23 protein-coding genes are annotated in these 24,741 nt (G+C 33.0%); 4 read left to right on the top strand and 19 right to left on the bottom strand.

What is annotated here, in order from left to right:
* Positions 1-256: 256 nt before the first annotated feature.
* From tyrS to FD06_RS04350, 3 genes are all read right to left on the bottom strand, one after another.
* The gene (gene tyrS / locus FD06_RS04360) at positions 257-1,513 is read right to left on the bottom strand and encodes a tyrosine--tRNA ligase (protein ID WP_056966319.1); all 1,257 of its coding nucleotides are present in this window, start codon (positions 1,511-1,513) and stop codon (positions 257-259) included.
* 295 nt (positions 1,514-1,808) lie between these two features.
* On the bottom strand, positions 1,809-2,573 hold the full coding sequence (locus FD06_RS04355; RefSeq protein WP_054658652.1) for a DUF4811 domain-containing protein: 765 nt from the start codon (positions 2,571-2,573) through the stop codon (positions 1,809-1,811).
* Positions 2,573-4,027, bottom strand: a complete 1,455-nt coding sequence (locus FD06_RS04350; protein ID WP_054658650.1) for an MDR family MFS transporter — start codon at positions 4,025-4,027, stop codon at positions 2,573-2,575. Before FD06_RS04350 ends, FD06_RS04355 begins: the two co-directional genes overlap by 1 nt.
* A gap of 172 nt (positions 4,028-4,199) precedes the next feature.
* Between FD06_RS04350 and FD06_RS04345 the strand changes: the two genes are divergently transcribed.
* From FD06_RS04345 to FD06_RS04330, 3 genes are all read left to right on the top strand, one after another.
* Complete coding sequence (locus FD06_RS04345; RefSeq protein WP_056966317.1) at positions 4,200-4,658, top strand: MerR family transcriptional regulator; 459 nt, start codon at positions 4,200-4,202, stop codon at positions 4,656-4,658.
* A gap of 195 nt (positions 4,659-4,853) precedes the next feature.
* Positions 4,854-6,068, top strand: a complete 1,215-nt coding sequence (locus FD06_RS04340; RefSeq protein ID WP_056966315.1) for a glycosyltransferase — start codon at positions 4,854-4,856, stop codon at positions 6,066-6,068.
* Positions 6,069-6,355: 287 nt separating this feature from the next.
* Positions 6,356-7,258 carry a polysaccharide deacetylase family protein gene (locus tag FD06_RS04330; RefSeq protein WP_056966311.1) on the top strand — a complete coding sequence of 301 codons (903 nt, stop codon included), beginning with the start codon at positions 6,356-6,358 and terminating at the stop codon, positions 7,256-7,258.
* A 49-nt stretch (positions 7,259-7,307) separates the two neighbouring features.
* On the opposite strand, the gene FD06_RS04325 is transcribed toward FD06_RS04330, so the two are convergent.
* The 3 genes from FD06_RS04325 to FD06_RS04315 all read right to left on the bottom strand — a co-directional run bounded on the left by FD06_RS04325 (position 7,308) and on the right by FD06_RS04315 (position 10,062).
* Positions 7,308-8,000, bottom strand: a complete 693-nt coding sequence (locus FD06_RS04325; protein ID WP_056966309.1) for a 2,3-diphosphoglycerate-dependent phosphoglycerate mutase — start codon at positions 7,998-8,000, stop codon at positions 7,308-7,310.
* An 80-nt stretch (positions 8,001-8,080) separates the two neighbouring features.
* Positions 8,081-9,121: an AI-2E family transporter gene (locus FD06_RS04320; RefSeq protein ID WP_054658640.1), complete on the bottom strand. Its 1,041-nt coding sequence runs from the start codon at positions 9,119-9,121 to the stop codon at positions 8,081-8,083.
* An 11-nt stretch (positions 9,122-9,132) separates the two neighbouring features.
* Positions 9,133-10,062 carry a hypothetical protein gene (locus FD06_RS04315; RefSeq protein WP_056966308.1) on the bottom strand — a complete coding sequence of 310 codons (930 nt, stop codon included), beginning with the start codon at positions 10,060-10,062 and terminating at the stop codon, positions 9,133-9,135.
* Between the two features lie 162 nt (positions 10,063-10,224).
* Between FD06_RS04315 and FD06_RS04310 the strand changes: the two genes are divergently transcribed.
* A complete protein-coding gene (locus FD06_RS04310) occupies positions 10,225-11,403 on the top strand; it encodes an SAM-dependent methyltransferase (protein WP_056966306.1) in 1,179 nt (392 codons plus the stop codon).
* 37 nt (positions 11,404-11,440) lie between these two features.
* On the opposite strand, the gene FD06_RS04305 is transcribed toward FD06_RS04310, so the two are convergent.
* The 13 genes from FD06_RS04305 to FD06_RS07700 all read right to left on the bottom strand — a co-directional run.
* Positions 11,441-11,773: an AzlD domain-containing protein gene (locus tag FD06_RS04305; RefSeq protein WP_054658634.1), complete on the bottom strand. Its 333-nt coding sequence runs from the start codon at positions 11,771-11,773 to the stop codon at positions 11,441-11,443.
* 24 nt (positions 11,774-11,797) lie between these two features.
* Positions 11,798-12,553, bottom strand: a complete 756-nt coding sequence (locus tag FD06_RS04300) for an AzlC family ABC transporter permease (protein ID WP_054658654.1) — start codon at positions 12,551-12,553, stop codon at positions 11,798-11,800.
* Positions 12,554-12,783: 230 nt separating this feature from the next.
* Positions 12,784-14,088, bottom strand: a complete 1,305-nt coding sequence (locus FD06_RS04295) for a serine hydrolase (RefSeq protein ID WP_056966304.1) — start codon at positions 14,086-14,088, stop codon at positions 12,784-12,786.
* Between the two features lie 16 nt (positions 14,089-14,104).
* Complete coding sequence (locus tag FD06_RS04290; RefSeq protein ID WP_056966301.1) at positions 14,105-15,283, bottom strand: sensor histidine kinase; 1,179 nt, start codon at positions 15,281-15,283, stop codon at positions 14,105-14,107.
* A gap of 16 nt (positions 15,284-15,299) precedes the next feature.
* Complete coding sequence (locus tag FD06_RS04285; protein WP_054658628.1) at positions 15,300-15,992, bottom strand: response regulator transcription factor; 693 nt, start codon at positions 15,990-15,992, stop codon at positions 15,300-15,302.
* Between the two features lie 161 nt (positions 15,993-16,153).
* Positions 16,154-17,290: an IMP dehydrogenase gene (gene guaB, locus FD06_RS04280; protein ID WP_054658626.1), complete on the bottom strand. Its 1,137-nt coding sequence runs from the start codon at positions 17,288-17,290 to the stop codon at positions 16,154-16,156.
* An 84-nt stretch (positions 17,291-17,374) separates the two neighbouring features.
* The gene (locus tag FD06_RS04275; protein WP_056966299.1) at positions 17,375-18,100 is read right to left on the bottom strand and encodes a DUF1129 family protein; all 726 of its coding nucleotides are present in this window, start codon (positions 18,098-18,100) and stop codon (positions 17,375-17,377) included.
* A gap of 26 nt (positions 18,101-18,126) precedes the next feature.
* Complete coding sequence (ychF, locus tag FD06_RS04270) at positions 18,127-19,227, bottom strand: redox-regulated ATPase YchF (RefSeq protein ID WP_056966297.1); 1,101 nt, start codon at positions 19,225-19,227, stop codon at positions 18,127-18,129.
* Positions 19,228-19,254: 27 nt separating this feature from the next.
* Positions 19,255-19,440: a DUF951 domain-containing protein gene (locus FD06_RS04265; RefSeq protein ID WP_054658620.1), complete on the bottom strand. Its 186-nt coding sequence runs from the start codon at positions 19,438-19,440 to the stop codon at positions 19,255-19,257.
* A 13-nt stretch (positions 19,441-19,453) separates the two neighbouring features.
* A complete protein-coding gene (locus tag FD06_RS04260; protein ID WP_056966295.1) occupies positions 19,454-20,320 on the bottom strand; it encodes a ParB/RepB/Spo0J family partition protein in 867 nt (288 codons plus the stop codon).
* Positions 20,310-21,077: a ParA family protein gene (locus tag FD06_RS04255; protein ID WP_056966293.1), complete on the bottom strand. Its 768-nt coding sequence runs from the start codon at positions 21,075-21,077 to the stop codon at positions 20,310-20,312. Before FD06_RS04255 ends, FD06_RS04260 begins: the two co-directional genes overlap by 11 nt.
* A gap of 14 nt (positions 21,078-21,091) precedes the next feature.
* Positions 21,092-21,832, bottom strand: a complete 741-nt coding sequence (gene rsmG / locus FD06_RS04250; RefSeq protein ID WP_056966291.1) for a 16S rRNA (guanine(527)-N(7))-methyltransferase RsmG — start codon at positions 21,830-21,832, stop codon at positions 21,092-21,094.
* A 192-nt stretch (positions 21,833-22,024) separates the two neighbouring features.
* Positions 22,025-24,741 (bottom strand): DUF5776 domain-containing protein (locus FD06_RS07700; RefSeq protein ID WP_237757232.1); only part of this gene is annotated, 2,717 nt, incomplete at its 5' end.

Below are 24,741 nucleotides of genomic sequence, written 5' to 3'. Positions count from 1 at the left end.
GTTCCTTACACATCATTGATTATCAAAATCTTGTTCAGTTTTCAAAGATCTAATCTTTTTCGTCATCACCTTAACGATAACTATTTAATAATATCATTTATATTTCTCAATGTCAATAAGTTTTTTTACTTTTTTAACATTTAAATATTTAAGTGATATGCACATTTAACAGCGCAAGTAATAATATACCGTGTATTTGAAAAAATGTCAACAAAAAAAGGAAATTAATTTAAATTAATTTCCCTTTCAAAGATATTTATTTAACTTTAGCTAAGAAGTAACGTTTTTTACCACGTCTAACCACAACAAATTTCCCGTCAAAATAAGCACTAGGATCAATCACAAAATCAGTATCGATAATTTTGTCACCATTAATTCTAACAGCACCATTTTTAACATCTTCACGTGCTTGTCTACGAGAAGGTTCAATTTTAGTGTCATCAGTTAACCATTCAATAATGTTCTTCTTTTCATTAGAAACTTCCATTGATGGCATATTTTTCAAGCCTTGTTCAACTTCCTTAGTAGTAAGTTGTTTAATATCACCAGAAAATAGTGCTTTAGTAATATTTTGTGCTTCTATAACTGCATCTTTACCGTGCACAAATTCAGTAACTGCTTCAGCTAAACGGCGTTGTGCTTCACGTTTATATGGTTCATTTTTAACTTTATCAGCTAACCCTTCAATCTCTTCGTGACTTAAGAAAGTAAAGTATTTAAGGTACTTAATAACATCACGATCATCAGTATTGATCCAGAATTGGTAAAATTCATATGGTGAAGTCTTTTCAGGGTCCAACCATACTGCGCCACCCTCAGTTTTACCAAATTTAGTTCCATCAGCTTTTAACATCAATGGAATAGTTAAACCAAAGGCTTTAGCATCTGAACCATGTAACTTATGAATTAATTCAATTCCACCAGTGATATTACCCCATTGGTCGGAACCACCTATTTCCAATTGAACATCATGTGCTTTAAATAAGTGTGCAAAATCGATTCCTTGCAAAATTTGGTAAGTAAATTCAGTATAAGAAATTCCCGTTTCTAAACGACTAGAAACGATTTCTTTGTTAAGCATGGTATTTACATTAAATGACTTACCATAGTCACGCAGAAAATCAATTAATGAAAGTTTTGACAACCAATCATAGTTATTAACAATATTGAAAGAACCATCTTTGCCAAATAGTCCCTCCATTTGTTTAGTTAAACATGCTTGGTTGTGTCCAACTTGTTCCATTGTTTGTAAAGTACGTTCGGCTTTTTTTCCACTTGGGTCACCAATCGAACCAGTTGCACCACCAATTAAAATATATGGACGGTAACCAGCTAGTTGGAATCTTTTTAAAATCATAAATGGAATTAAATGGCCAACATGCATACTATCCCCCGTTGGGTCGATTCCTGCATATAAACCAATTTTTTTATTTTCGACAGCTTCTTTTAAGCCTTCTGCATCAGTTTGTTGATTAATTGCTCCGCGCCATTTTAAATCATCAATAATGTTCATATCGTTCTCCTCCAAATAAAAAAGTCCCTAACAATAAAATATATTGCTAGGGACGAAAGTAATAAATCCGCGTTACCACCCAAGTTATCCAAAATAATTTAGATCACTCAAATATCGATAACGAGATAAAACGTCAAAATTAAGCAGCTCCATAGTTGTAATTCTTAACTATAATCGTCTAGTTCACATTCCCACTAGATTTCTGAATTCTCAAAATTATAGAAAATACTTAGACTATTTCAAAGCATTTGTTGATTAATGTTTATATTAATCAGCTAAGCCATAATTGTCAATATTATTTTACACTAGCTAGTTGCTTTTTAATCAAAGGTAGCATTTTAGCCATTGCTTGTTGTTTAGCTTTTTGTTCAAACTTTGCAGTGCTTTGTTTAATTAGAACATTTTTTTCTTTAGCAGTCATTTTAGGATTTTGTTGCATCCCTTTCATAACTTCACTTTGTACAAATGATTGCGCAGCTTGTTTCATTGCTTGTGGGTTATTAGAGTTACCCATTTGGCTTTTTACTTTTTCTATGATTTTGGGTAATGCTTGAGCTTGTTTAACCGTTAAGTTTAACCAATCCTTAGGAATATAAAAATAATTAACTGTTTTATAGCGGTTAGGTTTTTGAGCAAAATCGAACCAGAATTTGTAGCTATCATTTTTGTATTCCCATTTAGTTTTTTTTGTAACTAACCGAGCATTCGTTTCACCTTGTAAAATACGATTTTCAGTTTTATCAGTAGAAGTATTTAATGGTTTTTTCTGATTTAAATTAGTTTTATAAATAACTACTTTGTCTTTACCTGAAGTTCCAATTGGTTGATTTAACAACACATTGATATCTTTACTATTGGAAGCTAATACTGATGATTTAGTATAAGTTACCTTATGCATCCCAAAATGGTTATTAAAATTAGCAATAATTAAGATTACCGATAACGTTGTAAGTAAACCAAAGAATAATGAACTGATTAAATGCAAACTCCTATTATTAACTAATAAATTGGTACACAAGAAAAAGCATAATCCAGCAATAATTAGTACGAAAATTATCATTACTTGTCATCCTCCTTTACATAGTGACCATCACCAAGCCAAAATGAGAGGATTAAACCAACAGCTGTTAGAACAATTGCGACTGCAAAAGCAGCATGGTATCCACTTAAAGTTGCTGACAAGGCTTCATTTTTATAAGCTAACGGATCTAATTTTAATAAACTCTTAGCAGGCATTGAACTAGTTGTCACATTGGACAAGATCGAAACTAAAACAGCCGTAGCAATTGAACTTCCAACTTGTCTAACCGTATTATTAACGGCCGTTCCATGCCCCATCATTTCTGTAGGCAATGCGTTCATACCAGATGTAGTTACTGGCATCATAACTAATGCCATCCCAAAAGTTCTAACTGCATATAAGATAACTATATATAATATAGAAACATCTTCAGTTAAGAAAATAAATGGTAATGTGCCTAAAGTTAACAAAGTAAATCCTGTTTTAGTTAAGTTCTTAGCACCGTACTTATCAAATATTTGACCAGCAAATGGACTAACTAATCCCATCATTAATGCACCTGCCAGTAATGTTAATCCTGAATGTAAAGCATTCATACCTCTAATAATTTGTAAATATAATGGCAATACCATTTCAAAACCAACTAATGCCATCATAGTAATTGTGCTCAATGCTGTTGCAATTGTAAACTGCGTTGATTTGAAAACTTTTAGATTTAAGAATGGTTTATCCATACTAGTTTGACGCCATACAAATAGGGCAATGAAGATAATTCCTAATATTAATGTAGAAATAACTATATTACTACCCCATCCTTCAGTACCAACTTCAGAGAATCCATAAAGTGCACTACCAAAACCAATAGTTGAGAAAACTAATGAAAGATAGTCTAGTTTAGTATGCTTAGTAGGCAAAATAGGACGCATAAATTTAAACCCTAGCAATATAACGACTGCAACAATTGGAATAATCAATCCAAATAAGTCTCTCCATGATGCATTTACTAATATCCATCCTGATAATGTCGGTCCAATTGCTGGGGCTAGCCCAATTACAATTCCAGATAATCCCATGGCAGCACCACGTTTTTCAGGTGGAAAGATTGTTAACATAATCGTTTGAAGTAGTGGCATTGTTACCCCTACTCCTAGAGCTTGGATTAAACGTCCCACTAATAGTGCCCCAAAACTAGGTGCCATAAATGAAACCACTGTTCCAACTTCAAACACCATCATAGCAATTAAGTATAACCACTTAGTGTTAAACCTGGTTGATAGCCAAGCACTAACTGGAATTGCTATTCCATTAACCATCATGAAACCAGAAGTCAACCACTGAACCGTGGAAGTATTAATATCAAAAGCTTTCATTAAGGTAGGAAAAGCAGTTGATAAAATTGTCTGGTTTAATATCGTACAAAAAGTTCCTACTAATAAAATTAGCACAAGCATAAAGCGATTATACTTTTTGCCGGTTACATCCAAAGCAACCATATTATTCCTTCTTTCATAACATAAAATATATTTATATAAAATTCGTTGAGACAAATATACTAAAATAACCATTTTTTGTCAACTAATTTGACAAAGGCATTAAATAATATATAATTAATATAAATAATTTAATATTAATATAAAAATGTATAACAAAAGGAGGCTTGATTTTTTGAAAAATATTAGTAGTGAAGAAATAAAAGATTATTCTAAAAGAATTGGTGACATTATCAAAAAGTCACAATTTGAAATTGGAATCGGCCAAATTGTTAAAATGACAGGAATATCAGCCACTCAAATTCGCTATTGGGATCAAAAGGGATACATACAATCTGAAAAAACTAATAAGAATAAAAATAAGCAATACTCATATCACTCATTAATTAAAATTCAGCTAATAAAATCATTTCTGGATTCAGGTTTCACTTTAGCTTGTGCCGCTCAAAAAGCTTCTATTTTCGACGAAACCGGAAATATAATAAAAAAAATGTTAGAAAATCGCTTTAATGGTTTATCAGTAATCGATAACCACCCAGCAATAAACATGGGTAGTTTGAGCGACAATGAAAACGAAAAAGTATATTTTATCGACAAAGGCAATCAAACTGAAATTAAAATAATTAAAAAATAAAAAAAGAATCCTAAGTGGCACTTAGGATTCTTTTTTGTTGATATATAATTACTGGTAGTAAGACTATGTAATTTTGCTATATTTCACAAAGTCTTATATAATGAAGTTTCTAAGAAGTCATTCATATAAACCGCAATAAGAATTTATTTAGTATAAAATTTTATTGTTTCATTTAACGAGGAGGAAACATATATTATGTGGTTTTTTGAAATAATTAACGATTTTGTAATCGGTTATCCGATTTTTGTATCGGTTATCTGGATTGTTGGTTGTATTTATGAGGCTATTTATCGTCGAAAAGAAATATTACCTTTATACGATAAAGAACCTCTCGTATCTATTTTGGTTCCAGCACATAATGAGCATGACACGTTGTGGGATGCTGTTAAATCAATTTCTAATATTAACTACAAAAATTTTGAAGTAATATTAATTGATGATAAAAGTGATGACGACACTTTACATATTATGTACGAAATACAAAAGAAATACGCTAATCAGTTCACAGTTAAAGTCATTCCTATTGAAGTTAACCAAGGAAAAGCTAATGCAATGAATCAAGGATTTGCTAATTCTTCAGGTAAATATATTATGGGAATTGATTCTGATTCAATTATTGCCAAAGATTCAGTTAGCATTATGGTTAAAACCCTTGAATCTAATGATAAGCTAGGGGCGGTCGCCGGTAAACCAGTAGTTAGAAACCGAACTACTATTCTAGGCAGATTGCAATTGCTAGAATATATTGGTGTTATTGATATTATTAAAAAGGCGCAATCATTTTTATATGGTCGAGTTAACACTGTTTCTGGAGTTATCGTAGGTTTTCGTCGTGAAGCTTTAAAGGACGTTAATGGATGGGACCCTACAATTATAACTGAAGATATTGATATCACTTGGCGGTTATATCGTAAAAATTGGAAGATTAAATATCAACCTTCCATTATTTGTTGGATATTAGTTCCCGAAAATGTTCGAAATCTAATTAAGCAACGTCGCCGATGGGCCCGTGGTGGAATGGAAGTTTTAGTTAAAAATAATGATTTCTTAATTCATAGTGATATCACTAGAAAAGCTTTATTATACGAAACTATTATTAGTAACTTCTGGGCTGTTTTAACCGCCTTAAGTACTATTTCATATCTATTAAATTTCTTAGTCGATCATGAATTACAATTAGACGGTGACGTGTTACTAATTTTGATTGGAATTAGTTTCCTACAATTTGGTATTGGCTTTTGGGGGTCCAAGGAACGTGCCTATTTAGATTTTAAAGATCTATTGTTAATTCCTATCTATATTGTATACTACTGGATGATTAATTTAATAAGTTGTATTACTGCCCTAATATCATTCTTCTTAGATCCAAAACAAGATGGTACTTGGAGCAGTCCAGATCGGGGGTTATAAAATGAAAAAAAGAGAAGAGTACATTGTTAGAAAAGAATTAGGTTTTCTAAGAAAATCTTTTCACTTCTTGCTATATTTATTAATGTGGTTATTCATACTTTTTATAATTCTCGTAAATGTAAACTTTCTACTAGGATATTACAGTGATGATATGGTGAGTTTTTACCTATTATTTAACTTAGATTACGGTTTATACACCCAATTAATAGTCGCCATGATTATTTTAATTGTAATAACCGCAATTTATTCAACCTTTAGATTAAGATATTTAAGAAGGGAAAATAAACATGTCCAGAACCACTAGAAAAATAATAGTAGCTGTCATAGGTATCGCAATCGTAATTACACTAGCTTTTACCTTGAAAAAAAATGTACAGTACGATCGCGGTGCTAGTGAAAATTATTCATTAGACAAACAATCAGAAAAAATAAAAGATGGTATTATGGTATTTTGTTATCATCGAGTACTTAAAAACACCTTAGGCGTTAACATTGCTAAAACACTATCTACCAACTCACAACTCCATGATTTTGAAGTGCCAATTAATCAGTTTGAATCTCAAATGAAATTTCTACATGACCACCATATAAAAGTAATTTCTGGTAATCAAATGGTTAAAATGACTAACAGTAAGAAACCAATTAAAGGTAAATATGCGGTTTTAACCTTTGATGATATTGATCGTTCTACCATTGATAATGCAATTCCAGTTATGAAAAAATATAACTTTCCATTTACAACCTTTATCATCACTGGTAACACTGGTGAGTATCGTGAAGGTACAAAACTAGCTACTTGGAATCAGATTCATTACGCTAAACGAATGGCTGGCAATTTAATGACCGTCGGACTACACACCAACAACATGCATTATTTAACCAAGTCATTAGTCCCTATTTTTGATCTTAAACAAAATTACCATAAGTTTACTAAAGACTTTACTGTTTCAAGAAAAGTAATGCGTAAAGAAATGCACTATTATGCAAATTCCTTTGCATACCCTTATGGTGGTGGAACTACACAAACTAACGATTTCTTGCATACTCAGCATCTAGATTGGATTGCTACTTTAGATAGTGGAATTGTTCAAAATAATTCACATGAACGCAGTAATCTTCAATATACACCTAGAATGATAATTAACAATAATTCATGGCCAAGTATTGCTGAATGGTTCAACAAAAAGTAAAATAAAAAATCCTAGCTAATAATTGGCTAGGATTTTTTATTTTACTTTTTTATTTGTCTAACTTAGTTTTGCTTTGTACTTCTAATTTATCGTTGAAATCATAAACAACTGGTTCACCAGTCTTCATTTCTAAGTCCATGATATCATCATCAGAAATTCTTTCGATATATTTGCTTAGAGCTCTTAATGAATTACCATGAGCGGCAATAATAACATTCTTGCCGTCTAATAGTTTAGGAGCAATTTCATCTTCCCATAATGGCATTACACGTTCTAGTGTAACCTTTAAGTTTTCTCCACCAGGAACAATATTTGGATCTAAGTCTGCATAACGACGGTCATTAACTGCTGAACCTTCATCATCAGCACTCAATAATGGAGGTAATGTGTCGTATGAACGACGCCAAATGTGAACTTGTTCGTCACCATATTTTTCGGCAGTTTCTTTTTTGTTTAAACCTTGAAGACGTCCGTAATGACGTTCATTTAATCTCCAAGTCTTTGTTTCAGGAATCCATAATTGATCTGATTCTTCTAAAACATAATGTAGAGTCTTGATAGCACGAGTTAAAACAGAAGTGAAAGCATAATCAAATTTAAGACCTGCTTTTTCAACTAATTTACCTGCTTCTTTTGCTTCTTCGACACCCTTATCGCTTAAATCAACATCAACCCAACCAGTGAACTTATTTGCTAAGTTCCATTGGCTTTGTCCATGACGAATCAATACAAGTTTTGACATAAGTATTAACCTCTTTCTATTCTTGAATTAACATAACAATTCTACACCAATTTAACATTTTTTTCAGTATATTTACAGATTTAACTCTTAATTTCGTTCTTTTCTTTTTTTGGTATCCTTCGAACTCCAATTATTTCTAATGCAAAAGTTAGAATTGGTACTGACACAATCAGTCCCCAAACGCCTAAAGTTTCCTCACCAATTAACAAAGCACAAAAAGTGAAAAAGATGGGAAGATCTGTTCTAGAAGACATTAACTTTGGATTGAGAACGTATGCTTCAAAAAAATGAACAACTGTAATCATAATCACTAAATAAATAATATATTTAAAACCGCCGACTGAATAACCAATCAAGCATAGTGGAATTAGTGAAATAATTACCCCAGCAACTGGAATAAGGCTCAAGAAAAATACTACAACTGCTAAAATACCTAGTTGCGGCATACCTAAAACATACATTATGACAGTTGTAAAAATTGTATTTAGAGCAGCTATAATAAATTGAGCTTCTAATACTACTCCAAAGGTTTTAGTAAAAGTTTGTGCGAAATAATAAACATCACTAAAGAGCCATGCAAAGTCAGCTTTTAAAAATTTCTTACTAAAATCAGCTAGTTGATTTTCTTCTAAAGTAAAAAAGAAACTAAGAATGATGGAAATAAATAAAGTTACTCCCATTTGACCAACACTAGTTACATAGCTCCAAGCAATGTTTAAACTACCCTTTAAAGTATTTAAAAAGTTAGATTTTTCGACAAACTGTTGAACGATTTGCTTAGCATTATCATTACCAATTAAGTTGGAAGGATCTTGATAAAAATTAATAATGTGCTTAGTTCCAATTATTGCTTGATCAGCTATAACTGGCAAATAAACTGTTACCAATATTACTATTGCAGCAATAAAGACTAAATAAGTAATAATCACTAGTATTGGCGCTGGAATCTTTATTTTTTTATGCACAAATTTAACCCATTTTGTAGTTAAAAATGTAAAAATAAATGTCAATAAAATTAGACTAAGCATGCTGCGAATTAAAAACAAAAAGCACACTATAAAAATTAAAACTATATACCTTCTTAATTTTACATTGTTTATAAACTTACTCCAGATATCCATTCAAGACCTCCTTATTTTAGAAATGTTTTAGCATATTCTTCGACAGAAACACCTTTTTTATTAGCAGCCTTGATGGTATTCCTAACGTCTTGATCAGACATAGAATCAGCGTATACTCCGGCTTTATTAATTAGTTTTCTAGCATTTTGAACTGAATCATCACTAATTTTCTTACCATTAACTTCTTTATCGGATTTATTAACTGAATATTCGTTAGAACCCTTGTATTTATGTTCATTCTTTTGGGAAGATTGTTCTTTATTAGAACTATCAGAATTATTGGAATAGCTTGAACTATTTTTAGTTAAATTACTTTCAAAATCTGGAGAATCAACTTCAACATTTCCTTCTCCCTTTAATGATTTTTGATTAGCTTCCTTTAATTTTTTAGCAGACAACAAAACGTCTTTGTAATAAGGTTTATTAATTGAAGCATCATTAAATATTTTATCTAACAAAGATAAGGACTCTTTGTAATTACCATTTCTGAAATCTTTTATTGCATCATCGTAAATAATACTGAATTTTTCAATATTTTTTTGAGCATGTTTAATTTCATTAATGTTATCTTCAGCCCTTTTTACTAAAACTGACAAACCATTTTTGGTTTCAGCAACTTTTTCAAATTCAACTTTAGCGGCACGATAACGTTCTTTTCCAAATAATTGATTAGCTACATCGAAACTCTCAGTTTGGTTCAAGTATAGCTCAGCTTTTTTATCACCAGATTTTTGTTTTAATGCACTCTGAAAATCAACTTTAGCAGATGCATAATTAGCATCTTGCACATGTTGTTTACCTGATTTTATATAACTATCATATTTACTAGTTTCAGTATTTACCTTATTTTCTGTTTTATTACCACCAAACTTATCGAAAGCAAAAAATCCAACTAGACAAATAACTACGATAGATAGTATAGAATATATCCATTTTTTCATATGTATCCTCCTCAAACAATATAAACTCATTAATAATAATTATAACATTTAATCATATAAAGGAATCTTTTTTAATCTGCCAAAATTCGTTCTTACAAAAACCGCTTTAAAAAGCGTATAATGAAAAAATGTGGTAACAATTAATTAGGAAGGACTGTTTTCATGTTTGAAAAAACATTTTACAAGCAATTTTTTAAACACGGATTTAACGATCCAATTCAAGTAACTTATTGGGACGGTAAAACTGAACAATATGGAGAAGGAGCTCCAATTGCTAAGATTAAAATGAATGAACCGGTTCCCATTAAAGAAATTCGTAGCAATGCTTCAATTGCTTTAGGTGAAGCATATATGGATAAAAAAATTGAAGTTACTGGTAGTATCGAAGACTTAATAGTTTCAGCCTACCAAAAATCAACAAGTTTTATTAGAGACCATCGTTTCATTAAATTCTTGCCAAAACAATCACACTCAGAAAAAGAAAGTAAAAAAGATATTCAAAGTCACTATGACATTGGTAATGATTTCTATAAAATTTGGTTAGACCCTACCATGACATATTCGTGTGCATATTTTGAAAAACCAGATGATGATATTTACACTGCTCAAAAGCAAAAAATGCATCATATCATCAAAAAACTTAACCCTAAACCTAACCGCACCTTACTAGATATTGGTTGTGGCTGGGGAACTTTAATGTTAACAGCTGCCAAAGAGTTTAACTTGAAAGTAGTTGGTGTTACATTAAGTCAAGAACAATGTGATTATGTAAATAAACAAATTAAAACACAAGGGTTGGAAAACTTAGCTGAAGTTAGATTGGAAGATTATCGTAACTTAGGCGATGAACAATTTGACTACGTAACTTCCGTTGGAATGTTTGAACATGTAGGTAAAGAAAACTTAGATGAATATTTCAAATGTGTAAGCAAATATCTGAAGCCTCATGGTGTTGCAATTATTCATGGTATTACTAGACAACAAGGCGGTGCATATAACGGTTGGATTAATAAATATATTTTCCCCGGTGGATATGTCCCTGGCATGAACGAAAACTTACAACACATCGTAAATAACGGAATGCAAATTTATGATTTAGAATCATTACGCCGTCACTATCAAAAAACTCTTGAATGTTGGGATGTTAACTTTAACAACAATATCGAAGAAGTTAAAAAAGTTGTTGGCGATGATGAAAGATTTTTGCGCATGTGGGATTTATATCTAAAAACATGTGCTGGTTCATTCAAAGCTGGAAATATAGATGTAATGCAATATTTAATTTCTAAGGGCCCTTCTGGACAAGAATTACCTTTAACAAGAGATTATATGTATAAATAAAATAAAAAAATAGACCCCCTTTTAGGAGGTCTATTTTTTATATTATAAAAGCAATTAAAAATACTGATGCCAAACCAACCACAACTGAAATCGCCATTGATCTAGTCCAATAAGCAATCGCAAAAACGATAACTGCAGAAATCAATTCTGGTAATTTATCAGCAATTGAAAACGTATAAGTAGAAGTTATACATAAATCTTTAACAACTAAAGAAGTAAATAAAGCAATTGGTACATAATTCATCCATTCATTAAACCATTTAGGTATTTTTCTAGTTCTAAAGAAAGCTAACGGTACAAATCTAGGAATCAAAGCCACCAGAAAACTTAGCATTATTAACCAAAAATGTTGTGTAGAATTCCACTCCATAAAATTTCTCCTATAACTTATATATTATTTATCATCTTCGTCTGATTCATCCATAGGGGTTCCCGCTGGATTTTTAAACAGTCTTAGCAACCTATTCTTGCGATACTTAGGATTTCTTTTACGAATATAAGATTCAATTGAATAACCAATAAAAGATGCCAATAAAGTTGATGCAACTAATCCTAAAGTAGATTTAATTAACAACATAAAGAAAATAGCAAAACCAACTGTTATAACCATTACAAATAATTTTAATAAACTCTTTAACTGCATAACTATCATGTATATGAATAAAGCCGTTAAAGCAAAATGAACTATTGTTAGATTAATATGCAAAGCTGAACCAATGAAACTTCCAATAATATTACTAACCGTCCAAAATAGTAATGAATAGTGTTCTACTTGAAGGGCATCACTTGGTGTCCACTTTTTATCAGTTGAAAATTTTAAATAGTTAATAGCATAATTTTCGTCATTTAATGACGCGGCAAAAAGAAATGTAAACCGATTACTTTGTCCCTGTAGATACTTAGATAAGCTAGAACCTAAAAAGGCATACCTTAACTCTAAGAAAAATAACATTAGAACAATTGATAATAGCGGAGCTTCAATTACTAACATTGAAGCTATTAAAAACTGAGCTCCCCCAGAAAAAATCATAATTGAAACCAATGCTGTTAAGTAAGTATTAAAACCAGCTGCATGTAGTAATATTCCACAAGCTAATCCGATTGGTATATAACTTAAATTTAAAGGCATTGAAACTTTTAAGTTTTTCATCCAATTGGGAGTACTTGGATCATTTACTTCTTTAGTCAAACGTATTCCTCCGTTTTAATAATAAATTAAAATTAATCAATTCTTATCTATTATAACTCAAAAACAATATAAATTAATAGACAAATCAACAATGGTATTATGAACTATCTAATTTTCGATATCAATAACTAATTATGTAAAAAAGTTTCCACGCGGAAACTTTTCCAAGGGAAACTTTGCTTTATAATGGGCTAAAACCAACCAGTGATTGCACGCCACATTCTAACAAAAATATTAGCCTTATCGTCATGCACAGCAGCCATCATAATTGGCTGACTATTGTCACTATTTAAAAACGACACATTTTTTAAGGTCATTCTAGCAAGTGGCTGATATTTTTTAATCGGTGCATTTACACCATCTTTATATTTAACATTAGAAGCAACATTAAGTTTTACGTCTGATATCTTATTATGTTTTGGAATCCAAATGTCATAATTCTCTGAAAACAGTAACGGTATTTTAACTTGCTTACCATTTGGAACGTTAATATATCCAGTTAAATTAACTTTATCATTTAAAACATTTTTCAAGTTTTTAGCACTGTCGCCACGATTAAAATTGTAAAAATCATAACTATTAAATACATAACGCATTAATTTCGAAGTTTCAATAAACCTAGCCGGGTCATAAGTGTAATCGTTTCTGGCATGCATAACTACAGTTACTATTCTATGCCCTTTATTAACAGCGGTTCCTACAAAGTTAGCACCACCAGCATTGGAAGTACCAGTTTTTAAACCATCAACATGCACTCCCGGAACGGCTTGCGATTCACCGTCTAACATCAAGTCCCAATTATCAAGCTTTTTGCCATTAAAATTAATCGACTTTTGTTTAGTAGTATTTAATATTTCCGGGTATTGATTAATTAAGTGACTAGCCAATATGGCTAGGTCTTTAGCTGACATTTTATTTTCAGAGTCATAAGACGAGGATTTCAATCCCATGCTACCAACTTCACCATTTTTTAATCCACAAGCATTGTAGAGTTTTGCATCTTTAATTCCCATTTTTCGAGCTTCTAAATACATCATTTTAACTAATTTAGTCGAATCATTATTGGAAATTTTATCACCTAAAGCAAGCGCTGCCCCATTAGCTGAATATATTAAAGCTGCTTCATACAACTGCTTAACTGTATACGACTTACTACTTGATAATGGAACATTAGCATATGTATTATCTAAACTAAAATCTTGTAAATCCTTTGATATATCGACTTTATCATTCCAGTTTAGTTTATGCGAATGAATTTCATTTAAAACCATGTAGACAGTAAGCAACTTACTTATTGAAGCAATTGGTAGTACTTCATTTGTATTTTTAGCATATAAAACTTGGTGCGTTTTTGGATCAACCGCTATCGCTGACTGAGCATTTAACCCTAATTCTTTATTAGAAGTACTACTAGCATTTACTACAGTAGACATCCCTAAAAAAGTACCAAATAAAATACAGGCAAAAAATGCAATGATACCTTTTTTGTTATTCATTTACATCCCTCTTCATTTAGTTATTACTATTAATTTTAGCTAACCTATTAGGATCTATCAACTTATCTTTATGATTTATCGGTAAATGAATAACAAAAGAAGTCAATTCATCAGTGGAAGTAACATCCACATAACCATTGTGCAAATCAACAACACTTTGTACAATAGCCAATCCTAAACCTGTACCACCGGTTTTAGTATTTCTTGAACTATCAACTCGATAAAAACGATTGAATAGCTTATTAATCGAGTCTTTAGGTATTTTTTTACCGTCATTAGCTACGGTTATAGTTATTTCTTTATCAGAAACATTATGACAATTTAAATAGATATTTTGACCATCATTTCCATATTTAAAGGCGTTAATAATCAAATTATTAATCGCTCGAGCTAGTTTTTCTGGATCGGCTTCCATTTTAACATTATCTTCTTTCGAGCTAGACACGATGTTCATTTTATTATTGACAGTTTCCCATTCAAAGTTAACTGCCATCTGGTCTAACATTTCACCTACATTAATAATCGTATTATTAAACGGCGTAGAAGTTGTATGACTAACCTTAGTATACTCAAATAAATCGTCAGCTAGTTCTTTCATTTGCTTAGATTTTACAAAAGCGATATGCGTATATTTTAATATATCATCCATTGAACGATATTGCTTATTTTCTAGTAAACTTAAATATCCAATGATTGATGTCAATGGCGTTCTAATATCATGAGAAACATTCGCAATCATTTCATCTTTTGACTTTTCTAAATTACGTTCTTCTTCAATTGATGCAATTACACTATCAACCAAAGCATTAATACTACGTACAAACTTTTGTTGACTACCTTTCAGTTCAAAATTAATCCGATGATCAAAATGACCAGCTGCAATGTAATGCACTTCTCTAATAATGTGTGCTGTCTGCATTTGATGATATCGACGTAGTAATCGCCAATAAATGACAAAAACATCGAATGTTGCAAATATAAACATAAAAACATTGGCCCAACTCCATAAATTTAAATGCATTGGTCCAACTGCAATAGATTGTTTAATAATAAAAATGCCATTTCTAATTCCAGGATTATCTTGAATCGTATCATTCATAATTACTAAAACAGCTAAGTTTATAATAATTAAAAGAAATAATGTAGTTATCCCCTCACCAACTAGCGTCATTTTTTCACGCGTTGTTAACTTCATAACAATTACCTCTTAATCAATTTAAAGATTCAATCTTATATCCAACGCCCCAAACTGTTTGGATAACTTTTTCACCATGGGTAGCTTCTTCTATTTTGTCTCTCAAGTGGCTAACATGCACCATAACTGTTTTAGCTGAAACGATGCTTTCTTGGCGCCATACTCTTTCAAATATTTCGTTAGCAGAAAATACTCTGTTTGGATGACTAGCAAGTAAGTATAAAATGCCAAACTCTAAAGCAGTCAATTGAACTGATTCATCATCACGAGTTTTAACTTCGTGTGAATCTTTATTTATCTTTAATGAACAAATATCTAAAATATCCGGTTTATTACTAGTAACTTGATTTTCGGAACGACGTAATAACGAGCGAACTCTTGCCATCATTTCTAATGGATTAAATGGTTTAGTAACATAATCATCTGCTCCACTAATTAATCCTTGAATTTTGTCCATATCTGCAGTTTTAGCAGATAAAACAATGATTGGAATTTGTGAATCTCTTCTAACTTCTTTCATAACTTCCAAACCATTCATTTTAGGCATCATAATATCTAAAATCATCAGTCCAATATCAGGTTCAGTTCTAAGTAATGATAATGCTTCTTCACCGTCATTAGCGGAAATAGTATCATAGCCTTCATTTTTAATGTATATTTCTAATAATTGAGCGATTTCTTTATCGTCATCTACAACTAAAATTTTCATAAATTTATTCTTCCTTAATAATTATTATAATTAAATCATATATTTCAATAATAACAGATTGAATTTATTAAGTCAGTTAATTCAACGCTATTTAAACACAATAAAAAAGAGCTTGATGTTTTCTTAACGTCTAGCTCTTTTTGCTTTAATTATATTTTAAATTATTTATAGTTTGGAGCTGCCTTAGTAATTTGAACATCATGTGGATGTGATTCAATTAAACCAGCATTTGTAATTTGTACAAATTGGGCATTTTCAATCATATCTTTAATGTTTTGACTACCTGTGTATCCCATTCCAGCACGGAGACCACCAGCCATTTGGAAAATAACCCCAGCGGCAGAACCTTTATATTCAACACGAGCTTCAATACCTTCCGGAACTAATTTCTTAGCTTCATTAACTTCACCTTGGAAGTAACGATCAGCTGAGCCATGTTCCATAGCACCTAAACTACCCATACCACGATATGCTTTGTATTTAACACCATTTTCTTCAAAAATTTCACCTGGTGCTTCATCAGTACCAGAAAGCATTCCACCAAGCATAACTGCATTACCACCAGCAGCTAGCGCTTTTACAGCATCACCAGAATGTTTAATTCCACCATCAGCAATGATAGGTTTGTGCCATCTTCTTGCGGCCTTAGCAGCATCGTTAACCGCTGTAATTTGTGGAACTCCAACCCCAGCAACAACACGAGTTGTGCAAATTGAACCAGGACCAATTCCAACTTTAACTACATCAACCCCAGCTTCAAATAGTGCATCGGCACCGGCTTCAGTTGCGACGTTACCAGCAATTAAAGTTTTATCAGCAAATTTTTCACGAATTTCTTTGATTTTACGTAGAACACCAGCAGAATGACCATGCGCAGTATCAATAATAATGGCATCTGCACCAGCATTAAATAAAGCTTCTGCACGTTCAAAAGTATCTGAAGTTACACCAACCGCAGCGGCACATAATAAATGATTTTTAGCATCTACAGCAGCACTAGGATGTTTAGCATCCTTTTCAATCGCTTTTACTTTAGCAACTTCAGCAGCTTGATCCTTAATAATCATATTTTTGTGAATAACACCTAATCCACCCAATTGTGCCATCATAGTAGCCATTGGTGCTTCAGTAACTGTATCCATACTTGCACTCAAGAATGGTACATTTAATTTTAAGTTATCAGCTAATTGAACACTCAAGTCAACCTCGTTAGGTAAAACGTGACTTTCGGCTGGAATGAGTAAAACATCATCAAAAGTTATTCCTTGTTTCGCAAACTTAGTATCCCAATTAGACATATCGGCAGAAACTCCTTTATTAATTTTTATCTTTCAATATAACAAAAAAAGCAGAGTAGTTCAACCCTCTGCTTTCTTATAAAACTATTTTTTAACTGCTCTAGGTGCCAAAAAATTAACGGTTATATCATATTTACGATAAGTGTAAATCGCTGCAGCTATTGATACTATAGCTAGTGTAAAGTTAACATATGGACTTACCACTGGGTTTATCGCCTTCGGTATTAATGAAGAAACTGTAAACATTACAATCCAAGCTAAAAATATTAAAATAATGAATAATGCACGCATCCATCCATTATATTTGTGCTTAACATTCATATCCATCATATTGTAAATCAGTGGCATCCCAATTCCAACTACGATTGCAACGAAAGTAATCGAAACAATTCCCATTGCTTGATTATAGGTTGCTTGACTACGATTAATAAAAAGTAACACTCCGTACAATAGATTAAAGATAATGTAAAAGGCTAGCGAATTATAAATTGCATTAGGCCAGAAATTATCTTTAAAGTTTACGGGTTTTTTAGGTGGGTTTAATACTGCATTAATTTTTTGACCTACTGTACCGTATAGGTTTCTAGCAGTTACCCCATGTTTTTGTGAATCAATTAATTCTTTAATCATTTGACGAACCAACTCAGCTTTTTTTTCAGCAGCTAACTTAGTTGTAGTTAGTTCACGATTGAAGCGGAACATATAATCTGCATTTTTTTTGGTTAAACCTAAATTGTCAAATTCACTACGTTCTTGCTTATGAACATTGGTACGATTTTGCTTAACATGCGCATTACGTTTTTCAGCCATAATTTAAAACTCCTACCTTACTTAAATTAAACGTTGAATCTAAAGTTAACGATGTCACCATCACTCATAACATATTCCTTACCTTCTACACGTAACTTACCTGCTTCTTTAACCGCTTGTTCACTACCTAGTTTATCTAAGTCGTCGAAAGCCATTACTTCAGCTCGAATAAATCCACGTTCAAAATCAGAATGAATAATCCCTGCAGCTTGAGGAGCTTTAGTCCCCTTTAAGTAAGTCCAAGCTTTAGTTTCCTTACCACCAGCGGTAAAGAATGTTTCTAAACCTAATAATTTGTAGGAAGCACGGATTAATTTATTTAAACCCGGTTCTTCAACCCCTTCAGCTTCAAGAAAGTCAGCTTTATCAGCATCATCTAATTCCGCAATTTCTTCTTCAGTTTCAGCAGCAATTCCAATGGCTTGTTCGCCTTCACTTTCAGCAAATTCTTTAACTTGTTGGAAGTATTTAGATGCAGTAGAATCAGCCATATCATCTTCTGAAACGTTGGCTACGTATAACACTGGTTTGGAAGTTAATAGGAAAAAGCCTTTAACAATTTTTTGCTCGTCTTCATCAAAGTCAATTGAACGCACTGGTTTACCAGCTTCCAAAACTGGTTTAATTTTATTCAAAACTGCTAGTTCAGCTAAAGCTTCTTCATCTTTACCCTTAGCAGCACGTTGAACCTTCCCTAAACGTTTATTAACTGCATCTAAATCAGCAATCCCAAGTTCAAGATTAATAGTTTGAATATCATCAACAGGGTCAACTTTACCAGTTACATGGGTAATGTTATCGTCATCAAAAGCTCTGACAACGTGTACAATTGCATCTACTTGACGGATATTTTCTAAAAACTTGTTACCTAAACCTTCACCTTTACTAGCACCCTTAACGATTCCAGCAATATCAGTAAACTCAAATGTAGTTGGTACAATTTTTTTAGCAGGAATTAGTTCTTGAATTCGGTCTAATCGTTTATCTGGAACTTCAACCATCCCTACGTTAGGGTCAATTGTCGCAAATGGGTAATTTGCCATTTCTGCCCCTGCTTTAGTAATTGCGTTAAATAATGTTGATTTACCAACGTTAGGTAAACCTACGATCCCGGCTGTTAATGCCATAACTTAATTCACTCTTTCTATAAATTATTATTGTGCTGCTTTTTTCAAAATCTTTTTCATTTTCTTTTCGAATTCACGACGCGAAAGCATTATAATATGACCACAGTTTTGACACTCTAACTTAATGTCTGCGCCCATTCGAATAATTTCCCATGAGTTCGTACCACATGGATGTGGCTTTTTCATTTCAACAATATCATGTAAATCATACATAAATGCCCACTCCTTAATCTAAACTAATGTTTAAAATTTGTAAAATTCGATTTAAATCCTGATTAGAACTATAATCTATTTCTATTTTACCCTTGCCACTTTTTGATGCATTCAATAATACTGATGTTCCAAATAAATCCTGAAGCTGTTGTTCAGCATCATGCACGAATGGGGATTTTTTTGTACGTGGTTTAGCTTGACTAGCTTTGGATTTATTCTCGGAATTAATTAGTTGTTCTAATTGACGGACCGTTAGATTATTAGCTACTGTTGCATGGGCTAGCTTAATTAATTTATGCTCATCTTTAATAGCTAGTAAAGTTCGTGCTTGGCCCATCGATAATTTGTCAGCTTTTAGTAATAATCGAACTTCTCTAGGTAGCTTCAATAAACGTAAATAATTAGCAATGTATGGACGCGATTTACCTAATCTCTGTGAAACCTGTGCTTGCGTTAAATGGAGTTTATCCATTAAAGTTGCATACGCTTCGGCCTCTTCTAAAGGACTCAAATCTTCACGTTGTAAATTTTCAACTACTGCAATCTCCATCATTTGTTCATCTGAAATAGGACGAATAATGGCTGGAATCGTTTCCTTACCCGCTAATTTAGATGCACGGTAGCGACGTTCACCTGCTAAGATTTGATATTCTTTAGAATGACTATCATCATTACGAACAATAATCGGTTGAAAAACTCCTGATTTTTTAATTGATTGCGCTAAATCATCTAAAGCTGCTGTGTCAAATTCAGTTCTAGGTTGAAATGGATTTGGATGTAACTTATCTATTGATATTTCAGTTACTTGTTCTTCATTTTCATTAATTTCATTATCAGCAAATAAAGCTTCAATTCCGCGACCTAAGCCTTTATTTTTCATGAGCAGCTAACACTTCCTTTGCTAATTCCATATATAATTTTGCACCTTTGGAACTGGCATCATAATCAATAATTGGTAAACCGTAACTAGGAGCTTCAGACAATCGAACGTTACGTGGAATAATTGTTTGATAGACCTTATCTTTAAAATATTCACGCACTTCTTTGTTAACCTGATTACCCAAATTAGTCCGAGCATCAAACATTGTTAGAAGTACTCCTTCAATTTTCAAATCTGGATTAAAATGTTTTTGCACTAATTTTACGGTATTTAATAACTGACTAAGCCCTTCCAAAGCATAATACTCACTTTGTACCGGAATTAAAATCGAATCACTCGCTGTAAAGGCGTTAATTGTGATTAAGCCTAAAGACGGTGGACAATCAATTAATATGTAATCATAGTCGTCTTTGATAGTCTTAATTGCATCGGATAAACGTACTTCGCGGGCCATTTGAGGAGTTAGTTCCACGTCTGCACCTGATAATTGAATCGTTGCTGGTACAATATCTAAACCCTTGTGTTGCGAATGTAAAATAACGTTTTTGATTGGTTCCTCATTAACTAACACATCATAGATATCTTTTTCAATGTGTGACTTTTGAATCCCAATACCAGAAGTAGCGTTACCTTGTGCATCGGCATCCACCAATAATACTGATTTACCTAAATTAGTTAAGTCTGCACCTAAGTTAACGGACGTCGTAGTTTTACCAACGCCACCCTTTTGGTTAGCTAAGGCAATCACATATCCCATTTATGTCACCTTCCTTACTTATCTATTTTTTCACCAATTGGTTTTTTATTAGGTGTTCCCGCTTTACGTGGATATTGTTTCGGTGTTGCTTTTACTTTATCTAAAACTACAATATGACGTACATCATTAGAAACGGGTAAGTTAAATTCTTCGTCAAGTGCTAATTTAGCGCCTAAGGTTCCAATTGCCTGCTTAGCATTGCTAATTTCATTCTCAGCTTGTAAAGCCTTTAGAGCTATCATTTGACCACCCTGTTTAACCAATGGTAAACAAAGCTCTGATAAAACTGTCATTCTAGCTACTGCACGTGCTGTCACAAAATCAAAACTTTCACGATATTTTGAACGCTTGCCACCAAATTCTTCAGCACGCGCATGATGTAAATGGACTCCTGTTAAGCCTAATGTCTTTACCAAGTTATCTAAAAAGTTAATTCGCTTATTAAGCGAATCAATAATACTAACTTCAAGGTTTGGAAAAACAATTTTTAAGGGAATCGATGGAAAACCAGCTCCAGCTCCAACATCACAAATTGAAATATTATCATTTCTTAAATTATCAACAAAAAAGGCTGGGGTGATTGAATCATAAAAATGTTTTAAATAAACTTCTTTTTTATCAGTAATCGTCGTTAAGTTAACATGTTCATTCGTACTAATTAATAGTTCATAGTACTGATCAAATTGTTTAAGTTGTTGATCAGTTAACTCAATTCCTTGTTCTGATAAAGCTTGTCTGAATTGTTCTGGATTCATTAAAATCCTCCTACTTTGTATGAAACACTTTGTTTCACTTACATATATAACTTTAACTTAATTAAACTTCAATAACAATAATATATAAATATTCTACTATATTATAACTAATAATTAATTACTTAGTCATCACTTTTATACAAAAAAATAGCCTAGCTATTCGCTAGACTATTTTTTATTAGAGTTAAAATATTACCATTTCTCATTCTTAGTAAAATCTTTAGCAGAAACGCATTCCACATTTCCAGTAATGAAGTTACCATTTTCAAGAACAAATCGAGTAATACCGTCTTGACCAACAAACATGCCAGTTACTTTAATAACACTGTGGTCATTTAGTTTTCTAACTCTATTATTTTTGTTGAACTTAGTTGAACTGTGTTCCCAAACACCGCCTGGTTGAATGACATATAATTTATTGATCTTGTGGTCATTCAAATATAGACGACCAACATACTTAGGATTTGCAGTTACAAAACGACCGTTCTTCAATTTGAATCTCAACAATCCATCTTTACCACGGTAAACAGCTACTACTTCTAGTTTATCAGCTGTAAAGATAGCATCTGAACGACTGTGTTGTCTAATTTCATTAGTTTCCTTGAAATCAGGACTACTATGTTCAAACAACGATTGTTTTACATAAACCTTAAATGGAACTTGAATTCCAGATACTTTAGTGTACCCATCAATTTCATCATCTGAAGCATTACTATTAGCTGTAGAGGTCGAGTTTTCAACATATCCATATGCATAATCATTATTACCATATAGATAATCATAAACTGAACTGGCAATTGAATTTGCCAAACTAGCAGCTGAACTAGCAACACTGGCAGCAGAAGATGCTTGATCACGGAAACCGCTAGCAGTTGCAGCATCACCGGCACTCTTAGCTTGGTTGACATAGCTTTGAGTAGCACTCGATGCAGCTTCAGCATCAGCATTTGCCTTAGAAGCAGCATTAGCTGCACTATTCACAACTGATTTAGTATTGCTATCATAATCATTACCACTCTTTTGAACTTTAGCGTTATCTGATTGAACCTGTGCGTTAGCACTTGATGCTAATGAAGCTGCATTAGATGCTGAACTGTTAGCCGAAGAAGCTTTAGCAACATTGACGTCAGCTTTACTAATTGCATCTGACATTACTGAACTAGCTTGAGATGCTGCAATGGAGGCTTGTGAAGCATAACTTGAAACGTTATCTGGATCACTAGCATTGGAAGCATTCTTAGCTGCTGAACTGGCATCATTAGCATAGCTTTGAGCCGTAGAACTTGCACTACCAATTTTTGATTTATCTGCTGATCCATAATCAGGATTATTTTGTGCTGAGCTATTTAAGTTAGCAGCTGAACTTGCAATTGAAGCTGCACTATTAGCTGCGGACTTATTAGCAGGAACATTAGAAAGATTAGTATCTGCTTGTGAAATTTGTTTAGATACACCAGATGAAGCATTACTTAGCTCAGTAGCAGCTGATTTAACATCATTAGCAGCTGAAGCTACTTCTGATGGATCAGTCGATGAACTAGCTTTTGCAGCAGCTGAGGAAACTTTAGAAGCTGCAGTTGAAGCGGCCTTTGCAGCATCTGAAATAGCTGCTCTATCATTAGAACCATAACTTGAATTATTAGCAGCACTGACCGCAGCGTTACTTAAACTATCATAAGCACCCTTAGCTGCATCAGCAGTGCTTTGAGCTACTGATTTATTGAATGACATTGCGGCTGCATTTGAGTTTGCAGTTATAACAGCAGAACTTGCACTATTCAAGGCTGCTTGAGCACTTGATGCAGCTTGACTTGCATTACTCATATAAGTGTTGAAATCTGCACTTGGGGCTGATTTAGCCTTTGCTACAGCTTCGCTTGCAGCTGTACTTTGTTTTGCAGCTTCACTTGCATAACTAGCAATGTTGGATTTATCACCACTACCGTAATTATCATTACTTTGTGCTGATGAATTCAATGAAGCTGCGCTACTTGCGGCGTTTGATGCTGCTGTATTTGCACTACTCATTGATGCTGCATTATTTGATGCTTGAGCAATAGCACTTGATACAGCACCTGATGCATCTTGGGCCTGTTTAGCATAACCTTCTGCTGAACTTTTAGCATTAGCTATTACAGTTGAATCAGTTGTTCCACTGGTCTTAGCCATCTCAGAAGCAGCATTTGATGCAGCATCTGATGCTGTCTTAGCAGCATTACTAATTGCTGTTTTATCTGCAGTAGCATAGTTTGAATTTTGCTTAGCTTCACTTGCAGCTGTTGATGCAGCTTTATTTGCTGATTGTGCATTGAAATTAGCTTGACTGGCAGCTGTCTTATTTGGTGCAACTGCAGAAGCATTTGAGTTTGCAGTTATAATAGCAGAACTTGCACTATTCAAGGCTGCTTGAGCACTTGATGCAGCTTGACTTGCATTACTCATATAAGTGTTGAAATCTGCACTTGGGGCTGATTTAGCCTTTGCTACAGCTTCGCTTGCAGCTGTACTTTGTTTTGCAGCTTCACTTGCATAACTAGCAATGTTGGATTTATCACCACTACCGTAATTATCATTACTTTGTGCTGATGAATTCAATGATGCAGCTTGGCTTGCAGCATTTGATGCTGTTGTATTTGCATTACTCATTGATGCTGCATTATTTGATGCTTGAGCAATAGCACTTGATACCGCATTTGATGCATCTTGTGCTTGCTTAGCATAACTTGTAGCTGCATCTTTAGCATTAGCTATTATAGTTGGATCTGTTGTTCCGCTAGTTTGTGCCATTGCTGACGATGCCTTTGCGGCTGCATCTGAGGCTGACTGAGCTTCGCTGCTAATTGCTGTTTTATCGGCTGAAGCATAATTTGAATTTTGCTTAGCTTCACTTGCAGCTGTTGATGCAGCTG

The organism is Apilactobacillus ozensis DSM 23829 = JCM 17196 (assembly GCF_001435995.1).
Classification (GTDB): Bacteria; Bacillota; Bacilli; order Lactobacillales; family Lactobacillaceae; genus Apilactobacillus; species Apilactobacillus ozensis.
This window is presented reverse-complemented; position numbering and strand designations above follow the sequence as displayed.

Bases quoted from the DNA above. Each gene is read 5' to 3' on its own strand.
- tyrS (WP_056966319.1), bottom strand. From the start codon at position 1,513: ATGAACATTATTGATGATTTAAAATGGCGCGGAGCAATTAATCAACAA.
- FD06_RS04355 (WP_054658652.1), bottom strand. From the start codon at position 2,573: ATGATAATTTTCGTACTAATTATTGCTGGATTATGCTTTTTCTTGTGT.
- FD06_RS04350 (WP_054658650.1), bottom strand. From the start codon at position 4,027: ATGGTTGCTTTGGATGTAACCGGCAAAAAGTATAATCGCTTTATGCTT.
- FD06_RS04340 (WP_056966315.1), top strand. From the start codon at position 4,854: ATGTGGTTTTTTGAAATAATTAACGATTTTGTAATCGGTTATCCGATT.
- FD06_RS04330 (WP_056966311.1), top strand. From the start codon at position 6,356: ATGTCCAGAACCACTAGAAAAATAATAGTAGCTGTCATAGGTATCGCA.
- FD06_RS04325 (WP_056966309.1), bottom strand. From the start codon at position 8,000: ATGTCAAAACTTGTATTGATTCGTCATGGACAAAGCCAATGGAACTTA.
- FD06_RS04320 (WP_054658640.1), bottom strand. From the start codon at position 9,121: ATGGATATCTGGAGTAAGTTTATAAACAATGTAAAATTAAGAAGGTAT.
- FD06_RS04315 (WP_056966308.1), bottom strand. From the start codon at position 10,062: ATGAAAAAATGGATATATTCTATACTATCTATCGTAGTTATTTGTCTA.
- FD06_RS04310 (WP_056966306.1), top strand. From the start codon at position 10,225: ATGTTTGAAAAAACATTTTACAAGCAATTTTTTAAACACGGATTTAAC.
- FD06_RS04305 (WP_054658634.1), bottom strand. From the start codon at position 11,773: ATGGAGTGGAATTCTACACAACATTTTTGGTTAATAATGCTAAGTTTT.
- FD06_RS04300 (WP_054658654.1), bottom strand. From the start codon at position 12,553: ATGAAAAACTTAAAAGTTTCAATGCCTTTAAATTTAAGTTATATACCA.
- FD06_RS04295 (WP_056966304.1), bottom strand. From the start codon at position 14,088: ATGAATAACAAAAAAGGTATCATTGCATTTTTTGCCTGTATTTTATTT.
- FD06_RS04290 (WP_056966301.1), bottom strand. From the start codon at position 15,283: ATGAAGTTAACAACGCGTGAAAAAATGACGCTAGTTGGTGAGGGGATA.
- FD06_RS04285 (WP_054658628.1), bottom strand. From the start codon at position 15,992: ATGAAAATTTTAGTTGTAGATGACGATAAAGAAATCGCTCAATTATTA.
- guaB (WP_054658626.1), bottom strand. From the start codon at position 17,290: ATGTCTAATTGGGATACTAAGTTTGCGAAACAAGGAATAACTTTTGAT.
- FD06_RS04275 (WP_056966299.1), bottom strand. From the start codon at position 18,100: ATGGCTGAAAAACGTAATGCGCATGTTAAGCAAAATCGTACCAATGTT.
- ychF (WP_056966297.1), bottom strand. From the start codon at position 19,227: ATGGCATTAACAGCCGGGATCGTAGGTTTACCTAACGTTGGTAAATCA.
- FD06_RS04265 (WP_054658620.1), bottom strand. From the start codon at position 19,440: ATGTATGATTTACATGATATTGTTGAAATGAAAAAGCCACATCCATGT.
- FD06_RS04260 (WP_056966295.1), bottom strand. From the start codon at position 20,320: ATGAAAAATAAAGGCTTAGGTCGCGGAATTGAAGCTTTATTTGCTGAT.
- FD06_RS04255 (WP_056966293.1), bottom strand. From the start codon at position 21,077: ATGGGATATGTGATTGCCTTAGCTAACCAAAAGGGTGGCGTTGGTAAA.
- rsmG (WP_056966291.1), bottom strand. From the start codon at position 21,832: ATGAATCCAGAACAATTCAGACAAGCTTTATCAGAACAAGGAATTGAG.